Origin of the sequence: Paenibacillus sp. FSL H8-0317, assembly GCF_045040685.1 — a bacterium.
Lineage (GTDB): Bacteria > Bacillota > Bacilli > Paenibacillales > Paenibacillaceae > Paenibacillus.
On the sequence record NZ_CP150294.1, the window covers coordinates 596,415 to 620,659 of the forward strand.

Below are 24,245 nucleotides of genomic sequence, written 5' to 3' on the forward strand. Positions count from 1 at the left end.
CTGTTTAAAAGGTTGCTGCAATTTTCCAACTGAATTCATAATGATTCAGAAAGGGCTAAGTGAAGGCACTACCTCTAACCTTTGGATTTATTTCGATAATCCGTGGGTGAACGTCCCATCATTTTGCTGAACAGACGGGAGAAGTAGTAAGGGTCCTTGAATCCAAGCTCGGAACTGATCTGCTTCACGGTCCAATCAGTAAAATCCAGATAGCGGCAGGAATGCTGAATCTTCAGCCGCAGGAAATAATCGATGGGCGAATGCCCTGTAGCTTGCTTGAATAATTGAGAGTAATGAGGGACAGACAGCCGCGCGTGAGCCGCCAGTTCCTTGAGGGTGATTCCATTCTCCAGGTGCTCCAGCATATATTGAACGGATTGTTCAGCCGCCCGTTTGCTGCTCACGATCCCAACATCTGTCCCTATCGTCTCCGGTCCATAAGCGAGCATACCAAGCATATAACCGATGATCTGGGAGGCATACGTCATCGTTTGCATGGAGTAACCCGTCTCTAACGCGCCGTAACATTCCTGGAACAACTCAAGCCATTTTTGAGCCTTGGCCGGGGGCATGGTAGTAATATGATGAGTTAACAAGGGTTCTATGTAGGATAAAGCGTGTTCCCCGCGCAGATGAATCCAGAAGATGCTCCATGGTTCAGCTGCGTTTGCTCCGTACACATGAGGAACATGTGCAGGTAATATAACGAGGTTTCCCGGGTTGACATCATATGTCTTGCTGCCATCCATCGTATACCAGCCTGTGCCTTGGACACAGTACATCAGAATGTGTGATTCACAACCATCGGGACGATCACGGTAATGATGCTCCGCTTCGTGAAAGTAACCGATATCGGTTACGTATAATCCGGACGTGACCGGATAAGCTGCGGTTTCTTGCAGCAGGGCGTCCGGAAGCACAATGAGTTTTTGCATACGAAATCCATCAGATTTACGCAGTAGGGGTGGTCTGTTGTTAGGTCTCATACTTTGTATTATGGTGAGAGGGGATAAGGGAGTCAATGACAGATATGAGAGTGCACACCGGGGTTGTTATCGAATAAGAAAGCCACGTTATAGGACAGGAAGTGAAGCAATTGCCCGTGAATTGGGTAAGTACATACCAGTGAGAAGAATCAGAACAGTGAATATATAGGATAAGGGAGAGATATAGTTATGGAACCAGTCACAACTCAGGAAACGTTTTTCTATACAGGTACGTATGCGTCAGCGGATGAACCCGGAATATTCCTATGTGCGTTGAATGCGGATACAGGAGAGATGCGAATCGTCAATCACATGGATGGTGTGGATAATCCGTCTTATCTGGCGCTAAGCCCAGATGGGAACTGTCTGTATGTGGCGAGTGAAACGGAAGAGGGAGAGGTGTTGGTCTATCGGAGAGATGCGGCAACGAGTGAGCTGCACCTGATGGATCGAAAACAGACCAGAGGGGCTTCTCCATGTTATGTGTCTGTCTCCACGGATGGTCAGTGGGTGTTCTCATCCAACTATAGCAGCGGCAGTGTCAATGTATTCCCGGTTGGCGATCAGGGGACGCTTGGTGAGATGAGTGCATGGGTGGAGCACACGGGAAGTGGAATCAATGAAGACCGCCAGGAAGGGCCGCATGCACACTCCATTCAACCAGATCCGTCCGGGCAGTATGCTGTCGTATGTGATCTCGGTCTGGATCAGATCATTGTGTATCGGTTGGAAGAGGGACGTCTGGTTACCCATCGTGAGATGGATCAGCCACCAGGCGCAGGTCCAAGGCATCTTGTGTTTCATCCTAACTCGAAGTGGGCGTATGTAATCAACGAATTGAACAACACGGTTACGGCATTCCTGTACGATGAGCGCAGAGGGGAGTTCACTACGGTACAGCACATTTCCACACTTCCAGAAGGGCATAAAGGAGAGGGGACAGCTGCGGACATCCGTGTATCTCCATGTGGACGCTTCCTGTATGCATCCAATCGGGGAGATGACAGCATCGTGCTCTATCATATTGATCAGGAGAGCGGTGAGTTGGAAGCTGTAGAGTGGACGTCCACGATTAGGCAGACACCACGTAACTTTAATATTTTGCCAGGCGGAATTCTGGTCGTGGCGAATCAGGACAGCAATAACCTCGTAGGATTCCAGATCAGTGAAGAAGACGGACGTCTGACACATAACGGGTTCAAGCTGGAACTGCCTCGTCCGGTATGTATTGCGCCTGTGGTGTAAAAGTGGTCTATAAGCTGTGAAATCATGGAGAAACACATGGTTTTACAGCTTTTTTAGTCTTTTTATGCGAATAACTTGAAAATAGTGGCAATTATCACATTTTTTTATTGACCCTCGTTCGAACGTTCATTATGATCAGGATAGATAGGGATAAAACCTAAAATCTGGATGTTGCACGAAGGGTGGTGCTTTCCTTGATACCTGCAAATTCAATTCGGGAGCAATTAACCCAGTATATCGATAAGAACAGCATGACGCTCTCCCGATTCTCGGAAGTATCTGGCATGAATACAGGCACAATTAGTCGTATTTTACATGGAAATCGTCCCATATCCGTGAGTCAGTTGATTGCGATATCATCAGGAATGGGCGTGGCAGCAGATCATTTTTTTGCCGACTATGTGGAAGAATGTTTTGCTTATTCCGTATCCATGCGGCGGATCAGACCGTTTATTCTCCGAAGTGCGGAGTTGAATCGGCTGGACTGCATTGAGCAGATTCTTTATCGGCTACTGGACGACCTGGATTATGCGACAGAACTATTTGAGATGGCTGAACAATTATTTGAACAAAATCAGCGGTCTGCGGCGGCGTTGTTATTTAAGAGTGTGAGTGAAGTTGAGAAATATCAGCATTCCGAACGGCTTGCGATGTGTCAGTATCGCATGTTTCTAATTGGACAAGGTGAGAACCTGGAGGAAAATCTAAGGATGGCTATCTTGTTCGAGCCCTATGTTGACCGGTTGGATGAGGGATACCAACTTGAAGCCTTCAAAGATCTAATTCATGTTTTTGGCTCGGTAAATAAATGGAGCGAAGTTAAAAATTTTGCTGACAAGATGTTACAGTTAGCCAAAATTCAATATAATACAATTAACATTTCGGAACGACAAAATCAGGAGTGGAAACTAACAGTGAGGCCACTTTACTTTTATATACTATATGCTTGGTTGATTCAGTCGACGGTATTTGAGGAGCAGGGAGACTATGACAAAGCATTAGAACTTGTGGGGCTTTATGCAAGTGGACAGAGCTGGGTGCGGGAGGACGATGATGAGTCTCGACGTGTGCTGAAGCAATTCGAAGAATGGGCAACGGCTAATAAGTATCTCTATCAGATGTTATCTGGAGATATAAATGTTGTTAAAAAATATGCAAATTACATCACACAATACCCGGATGAGATATTTTTGGCATTACGTTACATCATCCAGGCAGCGAATAAGTTTAACTGGAATATTGATGATATTTTAGAGCGTTTCTCGGATTACATTCCTTTACGTACATACAAGACAGAGTTTGGACAATACAATTCTTCAATGATGAATCAAAATTATGCAAAACTTCTAGGGGAATTGGCGATATACTATTTAAACCACAATCGCGATGTTGCAATAAGTCGAATTTTAGAAGGATTGAACTTCTCTATCCAAAAAAATAATGATCTCAATTTCATTAAATATGTAATGGCTTTTCTTGAAAAAAGCTTTAGTAGTGAAAATTTTGAAGACAAGGAAAAGCTTAAATTACTAATTAATGAAATGCAGCGAATTAATGCTTAATAACAAGTACTTTAGTTCTGAATCTATTTAGCATTATGATTACACTGTAATATACTTTACGAAGCTGAAGGAGAAATCCGTTGGCTTTTTTCATGTAGCAACCATTCAATTACTAAATTAGACCTATAGATGGAATTATATGTTTAATTTAAAATGAATATATTAAAGCGCTTACATAAAAAGATGGCGCTACAAGGGCATCGGGCTTACCAATACAATTGGGGAGGCAATTGTTTATGGGAAATCGATCATCATTGTGGAAGCGCACATTACGTACAGCGGGAGTATCCCTGCTGAGTTCCGCGTTACTGATTACTTCGCTTGGCCTTGGCAACACGCCGGTAACACATGCAGCAGGTCCGAGGCAGATGGAATATCTGGATCGCGGTGTGGTGGCTGTGAAGACCGGGACAGGTGTGTTTGTCAGTTGGCGGCTTATGGGAACGGAAGGCTCGAATGTATCGTTTAATGTCTATCGGGATGGAACCAAGGTGAATGCTACGCCCATAACAAACAGCACCAACCTTCAGGATGCAAGCGGGACAAGCAGTTCCAAATATACGGTTCGCGCTGTCGTCAGTGGAACGGAGCAGGCTGCTTCAGCGGCAGCAAGCGTATGGGGCAATAACTATCTATCTGTACCGCTCAGTGTACCCGCAGGCGGGACAACGCCCGATGGAGTAGCCTACACCTACAGTGCCAACGATGCCAGTGCAGGTGACCTGGATGGTGATGGTGAGTATGAATTGATTGTGAAGTGGGACCCTTCCAACTCCAAGGATAACTCCCAGAGCGGTTATACCGGAGAAGTGTTTATCGATGCCTACAAATTAAACGGAACACGCCTCTGGCGGATTAGTCTGGGCAAAAATATCCGTGCCGGCGCTCACTACACCCAGTTCATGGTCTATGATCTCGACGGTGATGGCAAAGCCGAAGTTGCGATGAAAACAGCCGATGGCACCAAGGATGGCACTGGTGTGGTCATCGGGGATGCAAGCAAGGATCACCGCAATTCCAGCGGTTATGTGTTGTCTGGTCCCGAATTCCTGACGGTCTTCAATGGACAGACTGGCAAAGCGCTCTCCACGGTGAACTACGAACCGGCGCGTGGCAATGTATCCAGTTGGGGGGATAACTACGGCAATCGGGTGGACCGATTCCTTGCCGCCATTGCTTATCTGGATGGAGAGCGCCCAAGTCTGGTCATGGCACGTGGGTACTACACCCGCACAGTGCTCGTGGCTTATAACTGGCGGAATGGACAGCTGACCAAACAATGGACGTTTGATTCCAATACCTCCGGTAACTCGGGTTATGCCGGGCAGGGCAATCATAATCTGAGTGTGGCGGACGTAGATGGAGATGGGAAAGACGAGATCGTTTATGGTGCCATGGCAGTGGATGACAACGGCAAAGGATTGTACACAACAGGACTTCATCATGGCGATGCCATGCATTTGAGTGACCTCGACCCGGACCGCCCTGGACTTGAGGTATTTCAGGTTCATGAGACGCCATCCAATGCCGGAGTGGAGTTCCGGGATGCAGGTACAGGCCAGTTAATCTGGGGAGTCAAAACAACGAAGGATATTGGACGCGGCATGGCAGCCGATATTGATCCAAGATATAAAGGCGCTGAAGTATGGGCAGACGGCAGTCTGTATACGGCCAAAGGGCAGAAACTCGGGACAACCCTGCCGTCCTCCACGAATTTTGGGATCTGGTGGGATGGGGATCTGCTTCGTGAACTGCTGGACAGCAACCGAATCGACAAGTGGAATTATACTAACAGCACAACGATGAACCTGCTCACCGCTTCCGGCGTATCTTCCAATAACGGAACCAAGTCTACGCCGAATCTGCAGGCCGATCTGTTCGGGGACTGGAGAGAAGAAGTGGTATGGCGGACGAATGACAGCTTAGCACTGCGGATCTATACCACAACAGCAGTCACGGACAAACGCATCTATACGCTGATGCATGATCCGGTGTACCGACTTGGCGTCGCTTGGCAAAATGTAGCCTACAATCAACCGCCACACACTGGTTTTTATCTGGGAGAAGGCATGAGTACACCACCGGTACCCAATATCCGGTATGCGGGCAGATGAGGAATGGACAAGGTGTGGCCGTCCATTACCGATTAGGATTACAATAGCCAGCGAAGTATGGGATTCACTGAAGGGAACAACGGACGCTGGTTCGTTGTTCCTCTTTTTTTTGCCAATAGCCCAGAAATACGGTAAAAATCGGAAAAAACGTTTGACAGGTATATAGACTGCCTTTATTATACGTATATAACTTACTAAACAGGTAGGAATAATAAAAATGAATCTGTTTTCATTGTGAAAACGGTCATTTTACAGACAGATGCAACCATGCAACCTGAACAGAATAACGTTCTCACCGTATAGACGGAGGAACACCGCAGCGCATCCTTTCCAGATGAAAGCATACACGGCATTAAGCTGGCATGACTTTATGGGGAGAAGTGCGCGGGGGTTCCTCCGTCTTCTTGTTTTTATATGGGGCGTTACATCCTGTTCAGCCGGCCTGAGGTAGTCATGCAGATCTATATCGGGGGAGTGTATTTAATGAAAAAGAGAATTCACAAGGGTATTCTGGTTGGTCTGGCACTGGTGTTAACAGGAGTTCTGGCAGCATGCGGATCGGATAGCGGCGGGTCCAGTACGGCAGGAACATCAGGGGGAGCGGAAGGCGGCACAGAAGGAGCCAAGGCCATCGAACTGCTGAATGTTTCCTACGATCCAACACGGGAACTCTATGAGCAATATAACAAAGCGTTTGCGGCGCATTGGTTGAAAGAGAAAGGCCAGGAAGTGACCATCAAGCAATCCCACGGGGGATCGGGCAAACAGAGCCGTTCTGTTATTGACGGACTGGATGCGGACGTGGTGACACTGGCATTGGGATACGATATTGATGCGATTGAAGATAAAGGTCTGATTAATGAAGGCTGGCAGGATAAATACGAGCATAACAGCTCTCCGTACACCTCTACGATTGTCTTCCTTGTACGTAAGGGTAATCCAAAGGGCATCAAGGACTGGGATGATCTGATCAAAGGGGATACGCAAGTCATCACCCCAAATCCTAAAACGTCCGGGGGGGCGCGCTGGAACTATCTGGCGGCATGGGGATATGCCCTTAAGCATAATAACAATGATGAAGAGAAAGCGAAGGCTTTCGTTGGAGAATTATTCAAACATGCGCCTGTACTGGATTCGGGTGCTCGCGGATCTACGACGACGTTTGTTGAACGTGGTATTGGTGATGTGCTGCTTGCCTGGGAGAATGAAGCTTTCTTATCCGTAAAAGAGCTGGGCCCGGACAAATTCGATATTGTCGTGCCTTCGGTTAGTATCTTGGCTGAACCACCGGTTGCGATTGTGGACAAAAATGCAGACAAAAAAGGAAGCCGCGACGTGGCGGATGCCTATCTGAAATATTTGTACAGTGAAGAAGGACAGACAATTGCTGCTGAAAATTATTACCGCCCAACGCTGGACAGCGTGGAGGAAAAATTCAAAGATCAGTTCCCGGCACTTGAGCTGTTCACGTTGAAAGATGTATTCGGTACATGGCGGGATACCCAGGCCAAACATTTCAATGACGGTGGTATCTTCGACCAGATCTATGTTCCAGGCAGCTAAGGTTGCTCTGTTCAATGAACAACCGATCAATCGCGCTGTGAGCGGCCAACCAGCCTTACCGGCTGAAGGCAGAGAGGATGAACGTGCATGAGCAAGGTGATGGTGGCGCGGAGACGCACATTGCCGGGATTTGGATTAACGATGGGTTACAGTGTGTTCTACCTGAGCCTGGTTGTACTTATTCCACTGGCTGCGCTGTTGTTTAACTCCACAGGGCTGACGTGGGCAACCATGATTGAGGTTGCGACCAATCCCAGGGTGCTGGCTTCCTTTCAGGTCAGCTTCCTGACCGCAGGTGCAGCGGCACTGATTGATCTCGTACTGGGACTACTCCTGGCATGGGTGCTTGTTCGGTATGAATTCCCTGGCAAAAGGCTGTTTGATGCGGTCATTGATCTGCCTTTTGCCTTGCCGACAGCGGTAGCAGGGGTTGCTCTTACGGCGATCTATGCCGGCAATGGCTGGATTGGGCAGTTTGTAGAGCCTTTGGGCATCAAGCTCGCCTATTCACAGGCCGGGATTACGCTGGCGCTGATGTTTATCGGAATTCCGTTTGTAGTTCGCACGGTGCAACCGGTGTTGGAGGAGCTGGAGGCAGAAGTGGAAGAGGCGGCTGCCACACTTGGAGCAGGAAGATGGCGGATATTCCGCACGATTCTGCTGCCGGATCTGATTCCACCGCTGCTGACGGGTTTTGCTCTGGCATTTGCCCGGGGCATTGGCGAATATGGCTCGGTTGTATTTATCTCAGGCAATATGCCGATGAAAACGGAGATTGCTCCCTTGCTGATCATGGCCAAGCTGGAGCAGTTCGATTATGCAGGGGCTACAGCTGTAGCTTTGCTGCTACTTCTTGTTTCTTTTATCCTGCTGTTGATCATTAATTCTTTGCAGCGCTGGAGCCGGAAGGCGGGCAGAGCATGACGATGAAACATGATGGAGTATGGATACAATCAGATGTCACTCACCCAAACCAAAGGAGGTGCAGCATATGGCGGGTTCCGTCCCACTGAGCCCTGTTCCACCCGTAAAGACCGGGCGTGGAACTAATCGTGCAACAACGGAAGCTCCATGGGTCAAATGGTTGTTGATTGGACTGGCAAGCCTGGTACTCATCTGGCTCCTTATTTTACCACTGGCCATTGTGCTCATGGAGGCGTTGAAGCAGGGCTGGGGTGTGTACATCGCGGCTCTTACCGAGCCGGATGCCATGTCTGCACTGAAACTCACGTTATTGGTTGCGGCGATTACCGTGCCGCTGAATACGATATTTGGTGTGGCCGCCGCATGGGTCATTACCAAGTTCCAGTTCAAGGGCAAAGGACTCATGATTACCCTGATTGATCTTCCCTTTTCCATTTCGCCTGTGGTGGGCGGGTTGATCTTTGTATTGGTCTTTGGTTCGAATGGGTGGTTAGGGCCGTGGCTGTCCGAACATGATATCAAAATCATTTTTGCGCTGCCAGGCATTGTGATTGCAACGCTGTTTATTACCTTCCCCTTCGTAGCGAGGGAGCTGATTCCACTCATGGAGGACCAGGGAACCCGGGAAGAGGAAGCGGCGGTTACACTAGGGGCTTCCGGGTGGCGAATCTTCTGGAGTGTAACCTTGCCCAACATTAAATGGGGACTGCTGTACGGCATTATTCTGTGTAATGCCCGTGCTATGGGCGAGTTCGGAGCTGTATCTGTGGTGTCCGGGCATATCCGCGGAGAGACCAATACGTTACCACTTCATGTCGAGATTTTGTATAACGAATATCAATTCTCGGCTTCGTTTGCCGTAGCTTCACTGCTCCTGATTCTGGCTCTTGCCACGTTGCTGCTCAAGAGCTGGCTTGGACACAAAGCCGTTTCAGAAAAGTGATTATGAGAAGAAGAAAATACAGATTGACAGCTACTGGAAGCCCTGCTAATGTATAAACCAAGTATATAGGTTGGATAAGAATGATTTATAAATCCGTTGGCTGACAGCGTTCTTAGGAATATGGCGGGCAATAGCCCGAGAAGAGGAGGCAGCTCTATGGCTAAGCCGTTAAAAGTGGATGAGGTATGGTTGGACCGAATTGCCGGACAGCTGAATGACATGGAGTTTGGTTCATTGCATATCGTGGTGCACGAAGGTCAGATTGTGCAGATGGAGCGGACCGAACGCAAGCGTTTTGAGAACACTCCCTCAGGCAGCGCCTCCAAATCCGGAAGCACGGCACGAAGCAGTTCAGCCCGTTCACTACGCGGATCCAATGCGAGTGCGAAGGGATAGCGAGTGACATGGCGTCAGGAATCGAGGATGGGTGCATAGGAACACAAAGGTATACTTTTCAGAAACTCATGGGAAATGCATGTTCCAAATCATCCTATCTATTGTGCGCGACTTGTCTCCATATGCCTTATACCAATGATTCGCTTCAAGCAGCAACTGTTGTCCACCTGCATCCATGAATTCTTCCACAAAGGTATCGAAATACCCCACAGGCTGATCGCCAGTGATGATGGAGATGTACGCTCTGTCTCTCATGCGAATCAATTCAGATGAATATTGAATCAGGGCAGGGGTTGCAACCTCCAGGCGATTATAGATACCATTCTCCGTCAACCCTGCAGATGCAGCCCACTGTTCACGTTTATCCGAGGGTGTACCTGGAACCGTCATGCCGATACTTGAGCCGATCCTATTAATATAATTCTCCATTCTGTTGTATGGGTAAAGTAAATGGAACGAGTTTGAATCTTCAGTGCTCCAATTCCAGTGTTTTCCTGGAAGGCCATACTCCATTTTGATCTGCTCCTCCGGATCGGGGTTGGCACTTACATAATCGAGTATCTCCAGAATTTTCTCCAGTTTTCCCGGCTCCTTCGCAGCCTCAGCACCTATAGCAATAAAATTCATCAGCAGATTGTTCCCTTTTGAACCGCTATGTCCATCAGGACCAATAACAGGAGAACCAAATACAACCTCTGCAGTTGCGTTCTTCTGTAACAGCTCATTAACATTAAACGAGGCCCCCACTGGAGTTTCTTGGCCATGTTCATTAAGGACACTGTAGTCTCCCTCTTGATTCCAATGATAATAGTTGCCCATCGAGGTCATCCCAATTTTTCCATTAATAAAAGCATGGGATAGATGTTTATAGCCGCCTTTATTTTCACCGGTTATGAACTCAGGGTCGATAATCCCGTCCCGATACCATTTTTGCATATAAGCCAATGCTTTTTTCATCTCAGGCTCCAAAGCGCCGATCACAAGTTGGTTGTTTTTTTCATTAAAATACAGTTGCTCGGTGAAAACGGACTGTCCAAAAGCGCCAAACACGACATTTAAGCCCTCTCTGGATAGGCCATACGTATCCTGTTTACCATTTCCGTCCGGATCATCTTTGGCAAAAGCATACATAACCGTTTCAAATTCATCTAATGTCTTCGGAACCTCCAGACCAAGCTGCTTAAGCCAGTCCTCTCGGTATACAACAGGAGTTCGATAGATATTGGTCTGATTAATGGCCGGAATTCCATATAAGCCACCGTTTATTTTTCCATACTCTAAATAACGTGAATCATAATCGCGAATTCGCTGCACGATATTTGGCGCATATTGTTCAAGGACTTCCGGGGAGATTTCCGCTAAGACCCCTTGCATTTGATATTTAAGCAGATCATGCGGTTGTCTGATTCGAAACAGATCGGGTATCTTCCCTTGAGCAAGCTCCAGGTCCAGCAGTTCCTCGTACCGCTTGTTCTCAAGATTCCACACCTCCAGATCGACATCAAACTGATCCTCAATATATGCAATCATCTCCGCGTCCTCAGGAACAGCAATATTTTGATGCATGGTCCAGGATATCGTATATTGCGGTACTGTCTCCTTCTCAGGACTTTCCAAATGGTCCTGCTGTTGCACTTGTGATCCTTCCCTGTTTAGAAAGGTACAACCGTTCATCAATCCTATAAGAATAGATGTAGCAATCAATAGACATAGCTTTCTTGACAGGTTAAGGTTCATAGCAGCTCCTTTCTTAATTTTAAATTCTATATAAGTTCAATTAAAGAGTATTTACACGGACACTCCAATGACAGAACAACCTTCCGATCGCTGTTATTCCCAGATTTCTTTTGATCCCTTTCTAAAGGGGGAAATCCGGGAATAAAGGCGCACGCTTCGCTTCTTCAGGTTTTTTCTGTCCTCTCCGTTATTGTGTAAATGTTAAACTGAACCTATATAGATCCCTGTTCCATTAGACTGCGCATGAAGTTTTTTGGTGTACAGCCGTGAATTTCTTTGAACTTCTTAATGAAATAAGCAGGGGTACGGTAACCGACCGAACTTGCGACCTGCTCAACTGTAATTTCGCGTTGTGTCATGAGTTCCCGTGCGCGTTCCATTCTCTGATTCGTAACATATTCGGAATAAACAATCCCGGTTTCTTCCTTGAAAAGTTTACTGAGATATTTAGGGCTGATGAATACTTGCTCTGAGACATGATCCAGCGTGAGATCGCCCGATAAGTGCTCGTGAATATAGGCTTTGACAGCCGAGATGGTATCCACACTTCGTACCTCGCTGCGCTTCTCCATCTGCATCACAAATTCGGTAACGAGATGAATCATCCATTCCGAATAGCGGTTGATATTGTAGAACAATGAAAATTGCTTGTACAGATTCAATGAGCTCGCCTCGGCGGGTTGCAGGCGCATCTGATTAATACACTCCGCGTAAATAGATACCGTTTTTAATAATATGATACGGCTGTATTCGGCGGAATAGGGGCCTTCCTTTATTGTCGCGACCAATTCCTGAATGGCCTCAACCGTACCTTGCACATCCCGAGTCTGCAATTTCTTTTCAAAGTTTACGAGGTATGACTCCGGGATCTCCAAACTACTGGCTTCCCTGTTCAGAAGATCAAGATCCTGAATGGCAGACTGCTCGGGAAAGAAGTAGCTGTAGCGAATCAGGGTATTCGCCTGATGATAGCTTGTGTGAATCTTCGTGAAGTGTTCTACCCATCCGCCTAACGATAGTACAAATTCCAGGCCAAATCTGCTGCTCGCCTCAGCGTGAATAAAGTCCACAATGTGATCAGAGAGCGGTTCTTCGGGTTGGTTAGTACAGATGATTACTGCTATTTTGTGATCCTGCAATTCCTCTGCCAGCAGTTGAGTTCCATCCATTTCTGTGAGCTCCAGTTGCTGGATCATCGTATACAATGTATGCTGCAACTGTCGTGGCTGCAGATCCTTCCACTTCTCATTGACGGGGTCAATGACGATGCAACGGAAGCGAGAGTAAGCCATTGAAATGTGAACAGACTGGAGCTGTTCTGAAAGTTCCTCGGGTGTAAATCGATTATTTAACATATTGAGCATGATACTATGCTTAATCATTCTGTGATTGGCCTGTAAGGTTTCTTCAAGACTATCAACTTTATTGGACAGACTGTTAAACGTTGTATCGATGAACCGATATTCGTCTTGCTTTAAGCTGGTTGGGCTATCCATCCGGCTCTTTATGTTATTCATGATTCGTTTAAGAGGACTATAGTTGGCCCTGGTAAAGATGGACGACATCACGATCCCAACGGCGACAGCCAACAAGCCAAGAAAAACCGAAATTTCTTTTAAGCTATCCAATTTATAATAGAAGCTTTCATTAGGTGTGGTTGTGTATATTCTCCATGCATTTCCTTTAAATTGATCTTGGGTAACGACATGAGAGTCATAGTTAAATACAGGTGCGAAGCTCTCATCTGAAGAATGATAGGCAAGGAGCGACTGCGTTAGATTCTCCTCCGTGGAGCTGCCTATCAACGTTTTGTCCGCGGCAGATATGACGGTTCCGTCCTGATCGATGATTAATGTATTTGCATAGTCAGCAGGGATCATATTTTTAATGATCTGACTAATCGCTGATTCTTTGATATCAATCGCAATCATGGCCTTACTGTCTTGTCCAGACGATTGAAACGGGTAACTATGGACATAGGAAATTAGATGACTCATATTGCCCTGTTCCCGTGATTCGATATAAGCATCCTGAGGCACCATGCGAGTCTTCATCCATAAGGAGCTTTCTGGAGTCTCTTTCATCGCAGCAATCCAATCCGTCGTATGATCCACACTCGAAGGCGTGTCCTCATAGAGCAATAGCCCATATACAGATGAGACGATGAAGTGGTTCCTCGTATCGTACACATGAATAGCTTCAATGAGATCCGAATAATTTTGCACCATATTTTTGAGGGACTGTTCGATGTCCAAGATTTTGCTATGGTTTCCTTTTAAGCTATCTAAATCGATACTTGCTGCGTTACCGAGTGCCAGGGACAGATAGACCTGATTCACCTTCTGGATCACGGAGCTCTCAATAGTATTGACGGTGCTTTTCAGCGAAAGTTGATTATTGATTCGAATCTCTTTGCTGTATTGATGAGAGAAGAAGAGGTATAGAATGGAGCCGAAAAGAAGCGCAATGACAAGAACGACAGCAAGGTAGGAAAGAACCATTTTGGATCTCACAGATTGAAATGGCTTATGCATTCTTTTTCCCCCTTCGTTTCTCGTTTCTAAACAACTTCATCATTATATAGCAGGCCGAGGACTAGAAATCATGTTGATCGAAATTTAACAAACTCCCACTCCATAATTTACTTTCAGTTAATAAAGCGTTTACAAAAGTAGGTGTTTTAATTGATAAATGTAGTATCTAACTCCATTTTTCTTGGCATATAAGCTCCGGAACGTACGATTTTGATATAAAACGGAATTTGTTCTATAGATGCGAAACGCTCCCTAATGCTACAGTAACGGCAGATCAGACATCTGTATAGAGTCTTTCTTACTCATTTGCAGATGCAGAAGCAAAAAAATAATTTACCATAACGGGAGCGTGTATTTGCAAGCCATGAGAAAACCACTTAAAAAGTCACTGGCATTACTTCTAATGTTGTCTATGGTAGGTCCGACATTTGCAGAGAAGAGTTTTGCAGCCGATCAGAAGATTCAGTTCTCTGATATTAAGGGACACTGGGCGGAAGCAAATATCCAAGCATGGGGTGATGAAGGATTAATTCGAGGTTACCTGGATCATTCATTCAAACCGAACACGTATATTACCAGAGCAGAATTTATGAATTTGGTAAACGGTGCTTTTGGATATTCCGGACAAGCTAAAATTACCTTTAACGATGTGTCTGAGAGTGCATGGTATTACGAAGCAATTTCTATTGCAAATGCGAATGGATATATAGATGGTTACACCGATGGCACAATGAAGCCGCAAGATCCGATTACCCGTCAAGAAGCAGCTAAAGTGATCGCTGGCATTTTGAACTTGGAGTCAAATGAAACAGCAGCGAATGTATTTAGCGATTCATCGTCTATTGCGGCGTGGAGCAAGGGAGCAGTAGGTGGAGCGGCAGCAGCGAAAATTGTCGCTGGTTATGCAGATGGAAGCTTCAAACCGCTTAATTCCATTACTCGTGCGGAAGCGGTGTCTGCGCTCGTTAAGGCTGTGGAAGCAGATGCTACTACAGCTGCCAAACCAGCTAAGCCAAAAGGAACGGCAACCGTGCTGAATGTTAACCCCCCAGCAGATGAAGCTCGGTTGTCCGCCGTGAAGCACGGAGCCAATGCTGGAGACGACACCTTGAAAAATATTGCGGAAACCAATCCGTTTATTGATATTTTGGACGGTTTTGATCAAGTGTGGTCCATGAACCAAGCGGATTGGCGAGATGGAACAGCGGCAACCAAAATTGGAGCTGACGGAAAAAATGCAAAGTATGGAGATGGACCGTCCCCTTATTATGACGGATTTAAAAATGACCCAACCGTAGCCGTCGCTGATCAGAAAACATATGCAAATGAAGAGATCCGAAACAAAGCGACTTGGGAAGCCAATATCAAATATGTCGAAAAGGTCACGCAAAACCGCACGGGTGAAGAGGCTTTGGCAGCCTACTATGATGACCAAAGAGATAAGATCTATAGCGTGATGGAGGGCTTTGGTCCGTTGGCTAACACGTATGTAGATATCATCAAGCCAAAGACAAACGTTGAACGAACGGTGGACGAGATGAATGTGGTATTGACCGAAGAAACAGTGGAAGATGAAAGCCAAGGTATTGGAGATTGGGATGAAAAAACGGAGCTTTCAGACTTGGTTCATTTGGTTGATCTGGTTCGATTCAAAATTCCTGCCTCATCTAATCCCTCTAAATATTTCTACTCTTCCCCTAGACCGTGGAGAATGAATTCCAATGGAGAAGTGAAAGAAGTTGTTGACAGCAAAGGATTGCCTGTATGGGAAACCATGGGCGAAGGTGAGAAAAAAGAAGTACCTTTGGCTTCAGGCGGCACCAAATCAACAGGAGAAAAACATTACCAGCAATACGAAACCAACGTTAAGCTTATTCCTGCCTTAAGTTATGTCAAACGAATCGCTGAGGATGGAAGAGGAAAAGATGGCGGATTTCCGAGCGGACATACCAGTGCAGCTTACTTATCCGTATTTCCTTTGGCATACGCTACACCAGAACGATTTGCTGAATTGTTAACGAGAGCAGCTCAGTTGGGAGAGAATCGAGTCGTAACGGGGATGCACTCGCCGCTTGATGTTATAGGAGGAAGAATACAATCCACAGCCATGGCTGCATATGCACTTAATCAGGCTGAGAACAAAGATGTGTTAGAGAAAGGTTATGAGAATGCCGGAGAAGTATTTGGAGCTGCAGCCAAGGAAAAAAATATGAGTCTGTATGAGTATGCACACACCGTAACTGAGGATTACACGTTCAAGAGTGCTTATGATGAACACAAATGGGAAGATCATGATGCCAATAAAGCCTTCTATAGAGAAAAGATGACTTACGGTCTACCACAAACCGGAACCAAAGGTTTGGCTCCAGTTGTACCGCAAGGAGCAGAAGTCCTGTTGGAAACGCGTCAACCGTATTTAACAGATGAGCAACGCAGACAAGTGTTGTATACAACATCCATTGACTCTGGATATCCTGTACTGGATGAATCCAAGGGCTGGGGTAGAATTGATCTGGTCACGGCTGCGGATGGATACGGTGCATTCTTGAACAATGTAACTGTGGATATGGACGCTTCCAAAGAGCGCTTTAATGCACAAGACTGGTGGAGAAATGACATTACCGGTAGTGGAATGCTTACGAAAAAAGGAACAGGCACCCTTACATTGACAGGGAAAAATAGCTACACTAGCGGAACCTTACTGCAAGCAGGAACGCTGGTAGCCGAATCTGAAACTGCTTTTGGTACAGGTGATCTGTATGTAGAAAATGGAACAGTTGTCGTTGATGTCGACGGCGCACTCAACTTAAATAGAAACTTTACCATGGATAACGGTACGTTGGAATTGGTAGTGACTGATAACAACAGTCAGCTGAATGTCGGCAGAAAGCTCTATATTGATGGAGGAAGTCTCAAACTCGACTTGTCCAAGCATAAGATTGAAGGTTCCAAAGATATTACGTTAATCACGGCTAATGGAATCACAGGTGAATTCGACAGTGTAACGGCAGATGGTTATGACGTGACTGTCACGTACGAAAAGGGCCGCGTCATTGCACATGTTGTAGCCAAATAAGTGAAGTAATTATCCATGATATAAAGTGACTAAAGTATGTTACACATGCCACTTCGATGACAGAATAACCTTCCGATCATTCTTCGCAAGACAAAATTAGTAATATAGAAAAGGGCTGAAACTACAATGTAGTTTCAGCCCTTTTTGCGTACAGATACGTTGGATATAGGGGATGTTTTCAATACGTCCTGAAAGCCGAAGTGTATCTGAAAGTGTCCGGAGTAGGCAAGCGCTAAATACTGAATGTACGAGCTAGCGATCAGGATGTCGCAAAGGCGATTCTCCTATTTTCCTCTACCAATGAAAATTTTCGCTTTGTACGAGAGGGGCAGGGGTTGTCCTCTCAGTCGCGCTTGGAACAGAGCATGAGCAGGGATTGAGCGCTAACGAATCTGAGGCACGTTATATCGAAATGTACGGCGTTTTAGAGCGTTTTTATCGAGCGATTTTGGGAAATAACGTGTCTGAGGTTCTTTACAATTTTGAAAGAGGCTGTAGAGGTAATATAAGACGTCCTGTGTTCCTTAGAAAATCGACTGGTTACTCAATAGGAACAGCCTGACGGGAGCTCGATAATTTTGGGACACTGACATCCATCCTCGTATAGCATCCCGAGTAAGGAGACACGACCTGATCTGTGAAAATCCAGCCGAGGGAGGGCCGAGTCTCGTATCATCGAGGTGGGTATCTAAGTTTAATCATAAGGAAGCGGCTGGATGCGTAGGTTATTCGTCGGTGTTGGTACCAGATGTACGACGTGTATTTCCTTCCAGTTCCGCAGAGACTTGCTTCGTTGGTTCCAGATCCGTATGTCCTGCGTAGGGGCGATCACTTCGAGAGCGTGTCCCAGTCAACCCGAAACCCGAAGTGAATATAATCAGCTGTAATGCAAGGGCGTAGGGCGCAGCAGCAGGTCCAATCAGATGGAGCAAGGAGCATAGTGCGATCAGTAAGGAGAGCATTTTGGTTACTGTACGTGGCCTATCCCGGCGTGGGCTGGCCCAGAGCAGATAACCATATATTATGGTTATCATTAGGGAAATCGCGCGAATCCATGGCAAGATGCTGTCCCATGAGTCTACAGAGACGTCCAACATCCGCTGACGAAATACCAGATCTGTAATCAGAAACCCTGTGGCCGCCAGTGCAGCTGGTTCGGCTATGGGCCGAAGGATGGTCCAGACCGCTGTGCCCCAATGATCTGCATGTGTATCCCGGCTGAGTTCATCCGATAATACGGTGCATTCCCGTTCCAGTGCTCTGTGCATCAGTCCGAGTCTGGCAGGGTCATGATCCTTAATACAGTCACGGATCTGGTCCTGTAGCTGAGGGGACAGGTAAGATGCAGCTTTGCAGGCTAACATGGCTGTTATCAGATCATTATGTTCGTGTTCTGATCGTTCATAATTCCGATTTTCCTGGATGGTAAGTTGTCCCAAGAGGGCTGTACTTATGTATAATGTATCTCGTATCCTTCTCATTCGCCTTTCGTGGCTGCGGCGAACTTCAGTGGCAGACCATATGTATATCCCTAGAAGCAAAGCCATGACTCCAAACAGCATAGCCACGGCGCCTGGGCGCGATGTTAGATCTTCAATCCAACGTTGAAACACACTTGTTCCTCCTTTGCACCAACTTCACGTATCATGAAACACGCTTCACGTAAGCTTTCTCTCACTATTACACAGGAAGTAGATGAATTCAAGCAGAAAGGGGCACAATTCATGGATCATGTGAATATTGAACACACACCACCCGCAGCGGTGGAGTATCTTGCCTTGCGGCAGATTGCCGGCCTTAGTGCAATGAGCAGGGAAGGGGCGGAGATTGGATTACCGAATAGCCTGTTTGCCGTATGTCTGCGTGAAGAGGATATGCTGATAGGCATGGGGCGAGTGATTGGAGATGGAGGTTGTTTCTTTCAGGTCGTCGATATTGCTGTACACCCGGATGTTCAGGGAATGGGGTATGGAAGACTGATCATGAGCGAGATTATGAATTATCTGCGTGAAGCAGTACCTGCCCGTGGTCTGGTCAGTCTGCTGGCGGATGTTCCGGCTGATCGCCTGTATGCTCAATTTGGATTTGAATACACCAGCCCAAAATCGGAGGGTATGTGGTGGAGGCAGGGAGAAGAAGGACCGACTACCTAGCGGAATGAAAACTGAAATTTTAAGATAAGAATAGACTTAGGTCGTATGAAATTATCTTAGTATAGCCGCATTTAGCGGCTTTTTTCATGATTCGTGTTGAGTGCTGGCGGAGAGAGGGGATACTTAAGAGTGTCGGTGCTTCTTCCGCTAGTTGAAGTAAAGATTATTTTTCTACATATAAGCTGTAAGAGATAGGTTTACAAGTTGTTCACATCCGGTTTAAGATGGCGTGAGCCGTTTAAGGTATATAACAATAGGATTAAGTATTAAAATAACGGTAAGTTGATGAGATGATATCTACAGAAAAGAGGGAATTCATATGAAAGTAACCATTTTTGGAGCAACCGGAGCGATTGGCAAGACGATACTGTGGGAGCTGATGGATCGTGGGCATGAAGTGACAGCGGTGGTGCGTGATCCGTCGAAGATTGAGATGGTTCATGAGCGTTTGCGTGTAGAACAGGGAGATCTGCTTAACCCGGATCAGGTGGCAGATTTTGCAGCGGGTCAAGAAGTGGTTGTGAGTGCGTATGGACCGAAGTTTGGAGAAGAAGAAGAAATGCTGGAAATCACACGCTCATTAATTGAAGGTGTGCGCCGTGCAAAAGCAGGACGGCTGGTTGTGGTTGGTGGAGCGGGAAGTTTGCTAACCGAATCCGGTGATATGCTGATGGATACGCCGGGATTCCCGGAAGAAGTCAAACCACTGGCAAAAGCACATGCAGAAGCCTATGACCTGATTGAAGCATCAGGTATTCACTGGACCTACATGAGCCCTGCTGCGACAATCACAACAGGACGTCGGACAGGCCAATTCCGGGTTGGCATGAACCGTGTGATTACGGATGATATCGGGGAAAGCTCGATTTCGGTTGGTGATTTTGCAGCGGCTTTGGTGGATGAACTGGACGATCCGCAATTTATCCAAGCTCGGTTTACGGTAGGTTATTAAGCGTAGACATGCTTTGGAATGGATGATTTAATCTGAAGGTCTCGTACACGGGATTAATAGAGCTTCCAATGATGCATGGAGCGCATCGTGGTAACTATATGAGGTTAAGGGAAAGATAGAGATACAAATATAGGATGCAGCGTTTAGTGTGAAGTTGTTGCTTTTAGGTATGAGATGAGCTTGTCACGGGGAGGGATGAACGTTGTTTATCGTAACCGCTGAACAGATGAGAGCTGTGGACGAGCATACCATTCATCAGCTCGGTATTCCGGCAGCAAGTCTGATGGAGAATGCAGGACGAGCCATTGCTGAGGAAGTGATCAAGCTGTGCCGGGAAGGGCAGGCAGAAGGCAGGCTTGCGGATTCAGTAAGGCTTGGCTATAACAGCAAGACAGATGCGAGGCGGGCACACACCGGGCCCGGTGATCGGCAAGGGTATGGTGGCGACATCATCGCCGATCCGGCGCTGGTGATGGAGCGCCCGGGAGATCAGCAGTGGTACATGCTGATCGGCAAGGGCAATAATGGCGGCGATGGGCTGGTGGCCGCGCGCCATTTGGTTGAAGCGGGGCTTGGCGTGACATTGGTCTACGCCGATGCTCCTGATGCACTGCGGGGCGAAGCCGCAATGCAACGGGATGCCGCCGCGAAGCTTGGCATCCCTGCTCTTGTCCACGGGCGCGAAGCCGTGGACTTCAGCCGGTGCACAGGCATCGTGGATGCGCTGTTGGGCACCGGCTCGAAGGGAGCGCCGCGGGGAGCTTACGCGGCGCTGATCGAGGCGGCGAACGACAGCGGCAAGCCGGTCGTGTCCGCCGATGTGCCAAGCGGGCTGGACGCCGACACCGGAGAGGTGTACGAGCCCTGCATTCAAGCCCGGGTGACCGTATGCCTCGCGCTGCTTAAGCGTGGGCTGGTGCAGTACCCGGGTGCTTCTGCCGCGGGGCGCATCGTGGTGAGCGCCATCGGCATTCCCGCGCGGCTTGCGCCAGAGCATGGCCCCTCGGTCCGTCTGCTGACGGACGAGGTGCTGCGCGGTGCGCTGCGCGTGGATACAGGCCGTCTCCGGGCACCGGACGGCCACAAGGGCACCTACGGCCACGTGTTGCTGGCCGCAGGAAGATTGCCGATGAGCGGCGCTGGCCTGCTCTCGGCCAAAGCCGCGCTGCGCGCAGGCTGCGGGCTCGCCACATGGGCGCTGCCCGCGGCACTGCTGCCGCATGTCATCGGCACCGTACCCGAGCTCATGCTCGCTGCCGCCGCCGATGGCGACAGCGGCGAATGGAACGCGGCTTCCGCCGACGCCGTGCTGCGTCTCGCGGAGAGCCGCGACGTGCTCGCGACCGGCCCCGGCCTTGGCCGCTTCCAGGGCGACACAGAATGGCTGCGCCGTCTGTGGCAACATACGGATCGTCCGCTGATCATCGACGCGGACGCCCTCAACATGCTGGCAGACGCTGGCCCAGAGGGGCCTCGCGACTGGGGCCAGCGAAGTGCGGCGACAATCCTGACGCCGCACCCTGGCGAGATGGGCCGACTGCTGGGCATGTCGACCCAGGAAGTGCAGCGTGACCGCATTGGACACGCTGCAAAATACGCCCGCGAGCAGGGCGTGACCCTTGTGCTCAAGGGAGCACGAACGGTCATCGCAACGCCAACCGGCGAGGCGTACATCAACACCACCGGGCACGCCGGCATGGCAACTGGCGGTGCCGGAGACGTATTGACCGGCATCATCGCCGGTCTGCTTGCCCAAGGGCTCAGCGCGGAGCAAGCCGCCGCGTTCGGCGTATATCTCCACGGACAGGCCGCCGAACGCGCAGCCCTGCTGCGCGGTGACCCGTCGTCTCTACTGGCCGGAGACATCATCGACGCACTGTGAGGATGGGGCAGGTGTGGGACAAGCTCGTCAGTGCTCTAACGAATCTTACACACCTTATGCCACGGTATACATGGAGGAGCAAAAGCTAACGAACCTTATCCACGTTATTTCTGTGTATTTCAGAGAATATACCTGTAAAACCAGGCTGAATTAGGGAATAGAATGCCTGAGATTCGTTAGTTTTTAGAATCTGCAATGAGTGGCCCAATAAGGTTTGCTCAGTTTGTTAAACGTTTGGATCTGAAACGCTGATACCTTGTTATCAACTTTCGTGTCTGCTTACCGTCTTGCGCGTGCCATGGGAACGATGATTAGATGAAACAGCGATTAGCTATTGAAAAGGGGAGCCCTGTCATGATCCATGACGGAGACTCCCCTTTATTTGTTTTTATGTTTGTATGTTCACGCTACCTGATCCTGGCTTGCTTATAACCTGCCCATAACTTGCCTATAATCTGCATCTAACCTGCATCTAAACGACATCCGAACTACGCCCGGTCCGAATTCTCCCGACATCTTGATTACAACCGGAATCGCAGCAGCTCCTGATGCATCTCTGCGCTGATATCACGCAATGACTTCACCTTGATACTTGCATCAGCGAAGGAACGTTGTTGTTCCGACGTGGAGGCGGTAATCTCTTCACTGCTGGCAGCTGACTGCTGGGTGATGGCACTGATATTTTCGATGGCCTGTTGCACCTGTGTACTGAGTTCATTGGAGTGTTGCATGTCCTCAGCAAGCTGATGGATGCCGGTACTAATCCGTTCCACACTTCCACGAATGGCGGAGAAGGATTCACGAGTCTGGCTTGTGGCTTGTTCCTGTTCGCCGAATAGCTGCATGCTCTGTGCTACAGAGTTCTTCACCTTGTCCATGGAGGTTGTGATTTCGCCCACAGCCGCATAGATATGTTTGACCGATTGCGCAGATTGTTCGGCGAGTTTGTTCACCTCGCCGGCAACAACAGCGAAGCCACGTCCGGCTTCTCCAGCGCGAGCAGCCTCTATGGAGGCATTTAACGAGAGCATGGTCGTTTGTTTGGCAATCTCCGATACATATGCCGTCATCGTAGTGATTCGAACCGCGCTTTCTTCCAGTTCCCGCACCGTTTGTTCCACCTCGGACATCGCCATGCGATTCACTTCGGCCAGGCGGAGTTGCTCTGCTACAGCCTTATTACCTTCCTCAACGGTAGTTAATACTTCACGACCATCGATCACCGATTGGGAAGTGGCCTCCAGATTGCTATTGAAAGTAGACTGCATTTTGTCCACAACCATCACCGTTTCACTCAGATCCTCGGCAATCTTTTGACTGCCAATCGAGAGTTCCTCCGTGGTGCGGGATACTTGCTGTACGATCGCTTGGGCTGTATCATTACCGCGGTCAATATCTTGTGCCATCAGATCGACCCGCTGACCCGCTTCACCAATCGACTGAATAATGCCACGAATATTATGAGTCATGATACCGAAGGAGCGACTCAGGTCATCGAGTTCATCTTTGCCCCGAGCTTCCGGTAATTGTCCGGTCAGGTCACCGTCCGCAATTTGTCCAGCGGCGTCTTTGAGTGTTCGAATACGTTTGGCGATCTGACGTGAAGTATACATATTAAACAGCATTACGGCGACGAGCAATACGATGGCTCCTGCCAGAGCGGCTTGCCACGTTTGCTGAATGTCATGTTCCAAATCAACCGTATATTGATCATAACGATCCCGAGTCATCTCATCTAACGAATAGATATCATTCTGTATGCCCCGAACCCGAGTGCTGTAACGTTTTGCTTCCGCACTGTTCATCTTGCTCATCGCTTCTGTGGCTCCCTGGTTGAGAGCTTCTAATTTTGTCTCGATGGACTGAATAAGTTGTAACTGCTGATCTGTTTCGAGCAATCCGTCCGTAAGCTCCTGAATCATCGTTTGGCCTTCATCCAGCAAGCGAAGTACGGCGTCCTGGTTTCCTGCTGTCATGGAGAATGAGTAGACATCCAGCGCCTGCTGGGTCTGAATCTGATTGGCATTCAGTTCACTCACCTTGAGCATGGCGGGTACCAGATTTTGATTTTTGGCATTCATGCCGAGCAATTGCATGATGATATAAGCCACTAGCACAAGGCATAGAAGCAGTGAAATTAGAGCATTAAATATCAGTTTTCCCTGTAGTTTCATGAGC

The 24,245-nt window shown here is 48.0% G+C and carries 16 protein-coding genes; 11 read left to right on the forward strand and 5 right to left on the reverse strand.

What is annotated here, in order from left to right:
- Positions 1–74: 74 nt before the first annotated feature.
- Positions 75–935, reverse strand: coding sequence for an AraC family transcriptional regulator (locus tag MHB43_RS02975; RefSeq protein ID WP_405131293.1), 861 nt, complete (start codon positions 933–935; stop codon positions 75–77).
- Between the two features lie 240 nt (positions 936–1,175).
- Here MHB43_RS02975 and MHB43_RS02980 point away from each other — a divergent pair, with 240 nt between their 5' ends.
- From MHB43_RS02980 to MHB43_RS03010, 7 genes are all read left to right on the forward strand, one after another.
- Positions 1,176–2,231: a lactonase family protein gene (locus MHB43_RS02980; protein ID WP_405131294.1), complete on the forward strand. Its 1,056-nt coding sequence runs from the start codon at positions 1,176–1,178 to the stop codon at positions 2,229–2,231.
- A 284-nt stretch (positions 2,232–2,515) separates the two neighbouring features.
- On the forward strand, positions 2,516–3,793 hold the full coding sequence (locus MHB43_RS02985) for a transcriptional regulator (protein ID WP_405131295.1): 1,278 nt from the start codon (positions 2,516–2,518) through the stop codon (positions 3,791–3,793).
- Between the two features lie 236 nt (positions 3,794–4,029).
- Complete coding sequence (locus tag MHB43_RS02990; protein WP_405131296.1) at positions 4,030–5,907, forward strand: rhamnogalacturonan lyase; 1,878 nt, start codon at positions 4,030–4,032, stop codon at positions 5,905–5,907.
- Between the two features lie 483 nt (positions 5,908–6,390).
- Positions 6,391–7,470, forward strand: coding sequence for a sulfate ABC transporter substrate-binding protein (locus MHB43_RS02995; RefSeq protein ID WP_405131297.1), 1,080 nt, complete (start codon positions 6,391–6,393; stop codon positions 7,468–7,470).
- Between the two features lie 87 nt (positions 7,471–7,557).
- A complete protein-coding gene (cysT, locus tag MHB43_RS03000; RefSeq protein WP_017690928.1) occupies positions 7,558–8,394 on the forward strand; it encodes a sulfate ABC transporter permease subunit CysT in 837 nt (278 codons plus the stop codon).
- Between the two features lie 67 nt (positions 8,395–8,461).
- A complete protein-coding gene (gene cysW, locus MHB43_RS03005) occupies positions 8,462–9,337 on the forward strand; it encodes a sulfate ABC transporter permease subunit CysW (RefSeq protein ID WP_036607456.1) in 876 nt (291 codons plus the stop codon).
- 156 nt (positions 9,338–9,493) lie between these two features.
- Positions 9,494–9,733 carry a YezD family protein gene (locus tag MHB43_RS03010; protein WP_036607453.1) on the forward strand — a complete coding sequence of 80 codons (240 nt, stop codon included), beginning with the start codon at positions 9,494–9,496 and terminating at the stop codon, positions 9,731–9,733.
- 66 nt (positions 9,734–9,799) lie between these two features.
- Here the strand turns inward: MHB43_RS03010 and MHB43_RS03015 are convergent, their stop codons facing one another.
- Positions 9,800–11,368 (reverse strand): extracellular solute-binding protein, encoded by a 1,569-nt coding sequence (locus tag MHB43_RS03015; RefSeq protein WP_405131298.1) that lies wholly within the window; start codon positions 11,366–11,368, stop codon positions 9,800–9,802.
- A 314-nt stretch (positions 11,369–11,682) separates the two neighbouring features.
- Complete coding sequence (locus MHB43_RS03020; protein ID WP_405131299.1) at positions 11,683–14,004, reverse strand: helix-turn-helix domain-containing protein; 2,322 nt, start codon at positions 14,002–14,004, stop codon at positions 11,683–11,685.
- A gap of 364 nt (positions 14,005–14,368) precedes the next feature.
- Here MHB43_RS03020 and MHB43_RS03025 point away from each other — a divergent pair, with 364 nt between their 5' ends.
- On the forward strand, positions 14,369–17,080 hold the full coding sequence (locus MHB43_RS03025) for an S-layer homology domain-containing protein (protein ID WP_339181560.1): 2,712 nt from the start codon (positions 14,369–14,371) through the stop codon (positions 17,078–17,080).
- Between the two features lie 725 nt (positions 17,081–17,805).
- Here the strand turns inward: MHB43_RS03025 and MHB43_RS03030 are convergent.
- Positions 17,806–18,693, reverse strand: coding sequence for a hypothetical protein (locus tag MHB43_RS03030; protein ID WP_405131300.1), 888 nt, complete (start codon positions 18,691–18,693; stop codon positions 17,806–17,808).
- Positions 18,694–18,804: 111 nt separating this feature from the next.
- Between MHB43_RS03030 and MHB43_RS03035 the strand changes: the two genes are divergently transcribed.
- The 3 genes from MHB43_RS03035 (at position 18,805) to MHB43_RS03045 (ending at position 22,067) form a co-directional block, all read left to right on the forward strand.
- Complete coding sequence (locus MHB43_RS03035) at positions 18,805–19,233, forward strand: GNAT family N-acetyltransferase (RefSeq protein WP_237177682.1); 429 nt, start codon at positions 18,805–18,807, stop codon at positions 19,231–19,233.
- 319 nt (positions 19,234–19,552) lie between these two features.
- Positions 19,553–20,185, forward strand: a complete 633-nt coding sequence (locus tag MHB43_RS03040; protein WP_339181564.1) for an NAD(P)H-binding protein — start codon at positions 19,553–19,555, stop codon at positions 20,183–20,185.
- A gap of 202 nt (positions 20,186–20,387) precedes the next feature.
- A complete protein-coding gene (locus MHB43_RS03045) occupies positions 20,388–22,067 on the forward strand; it encodes an NAD(P)H-hydrate dehydratase (protein WP_221823705.1) in 1,680 nt (559 codons plus the stop codon).
- A 521-nt stretch (positions 22,068–22,588) separates the two neighbouring features.
- Here MHB43_RS03045 and MHB43_RS03050 read toward each other — a convergent pair.
- Entirely contained in the window at positions 22,589–24,241 is a 1,653-nt protein-coding gene (locus tag MHB43_RS03050; protein ID WP_221823703.1) for a methyl-accepting chemotaxis protein, read from the reverse strand.
- Positions 24,242–24,245 lie beyond the last annotated feature (4 nt).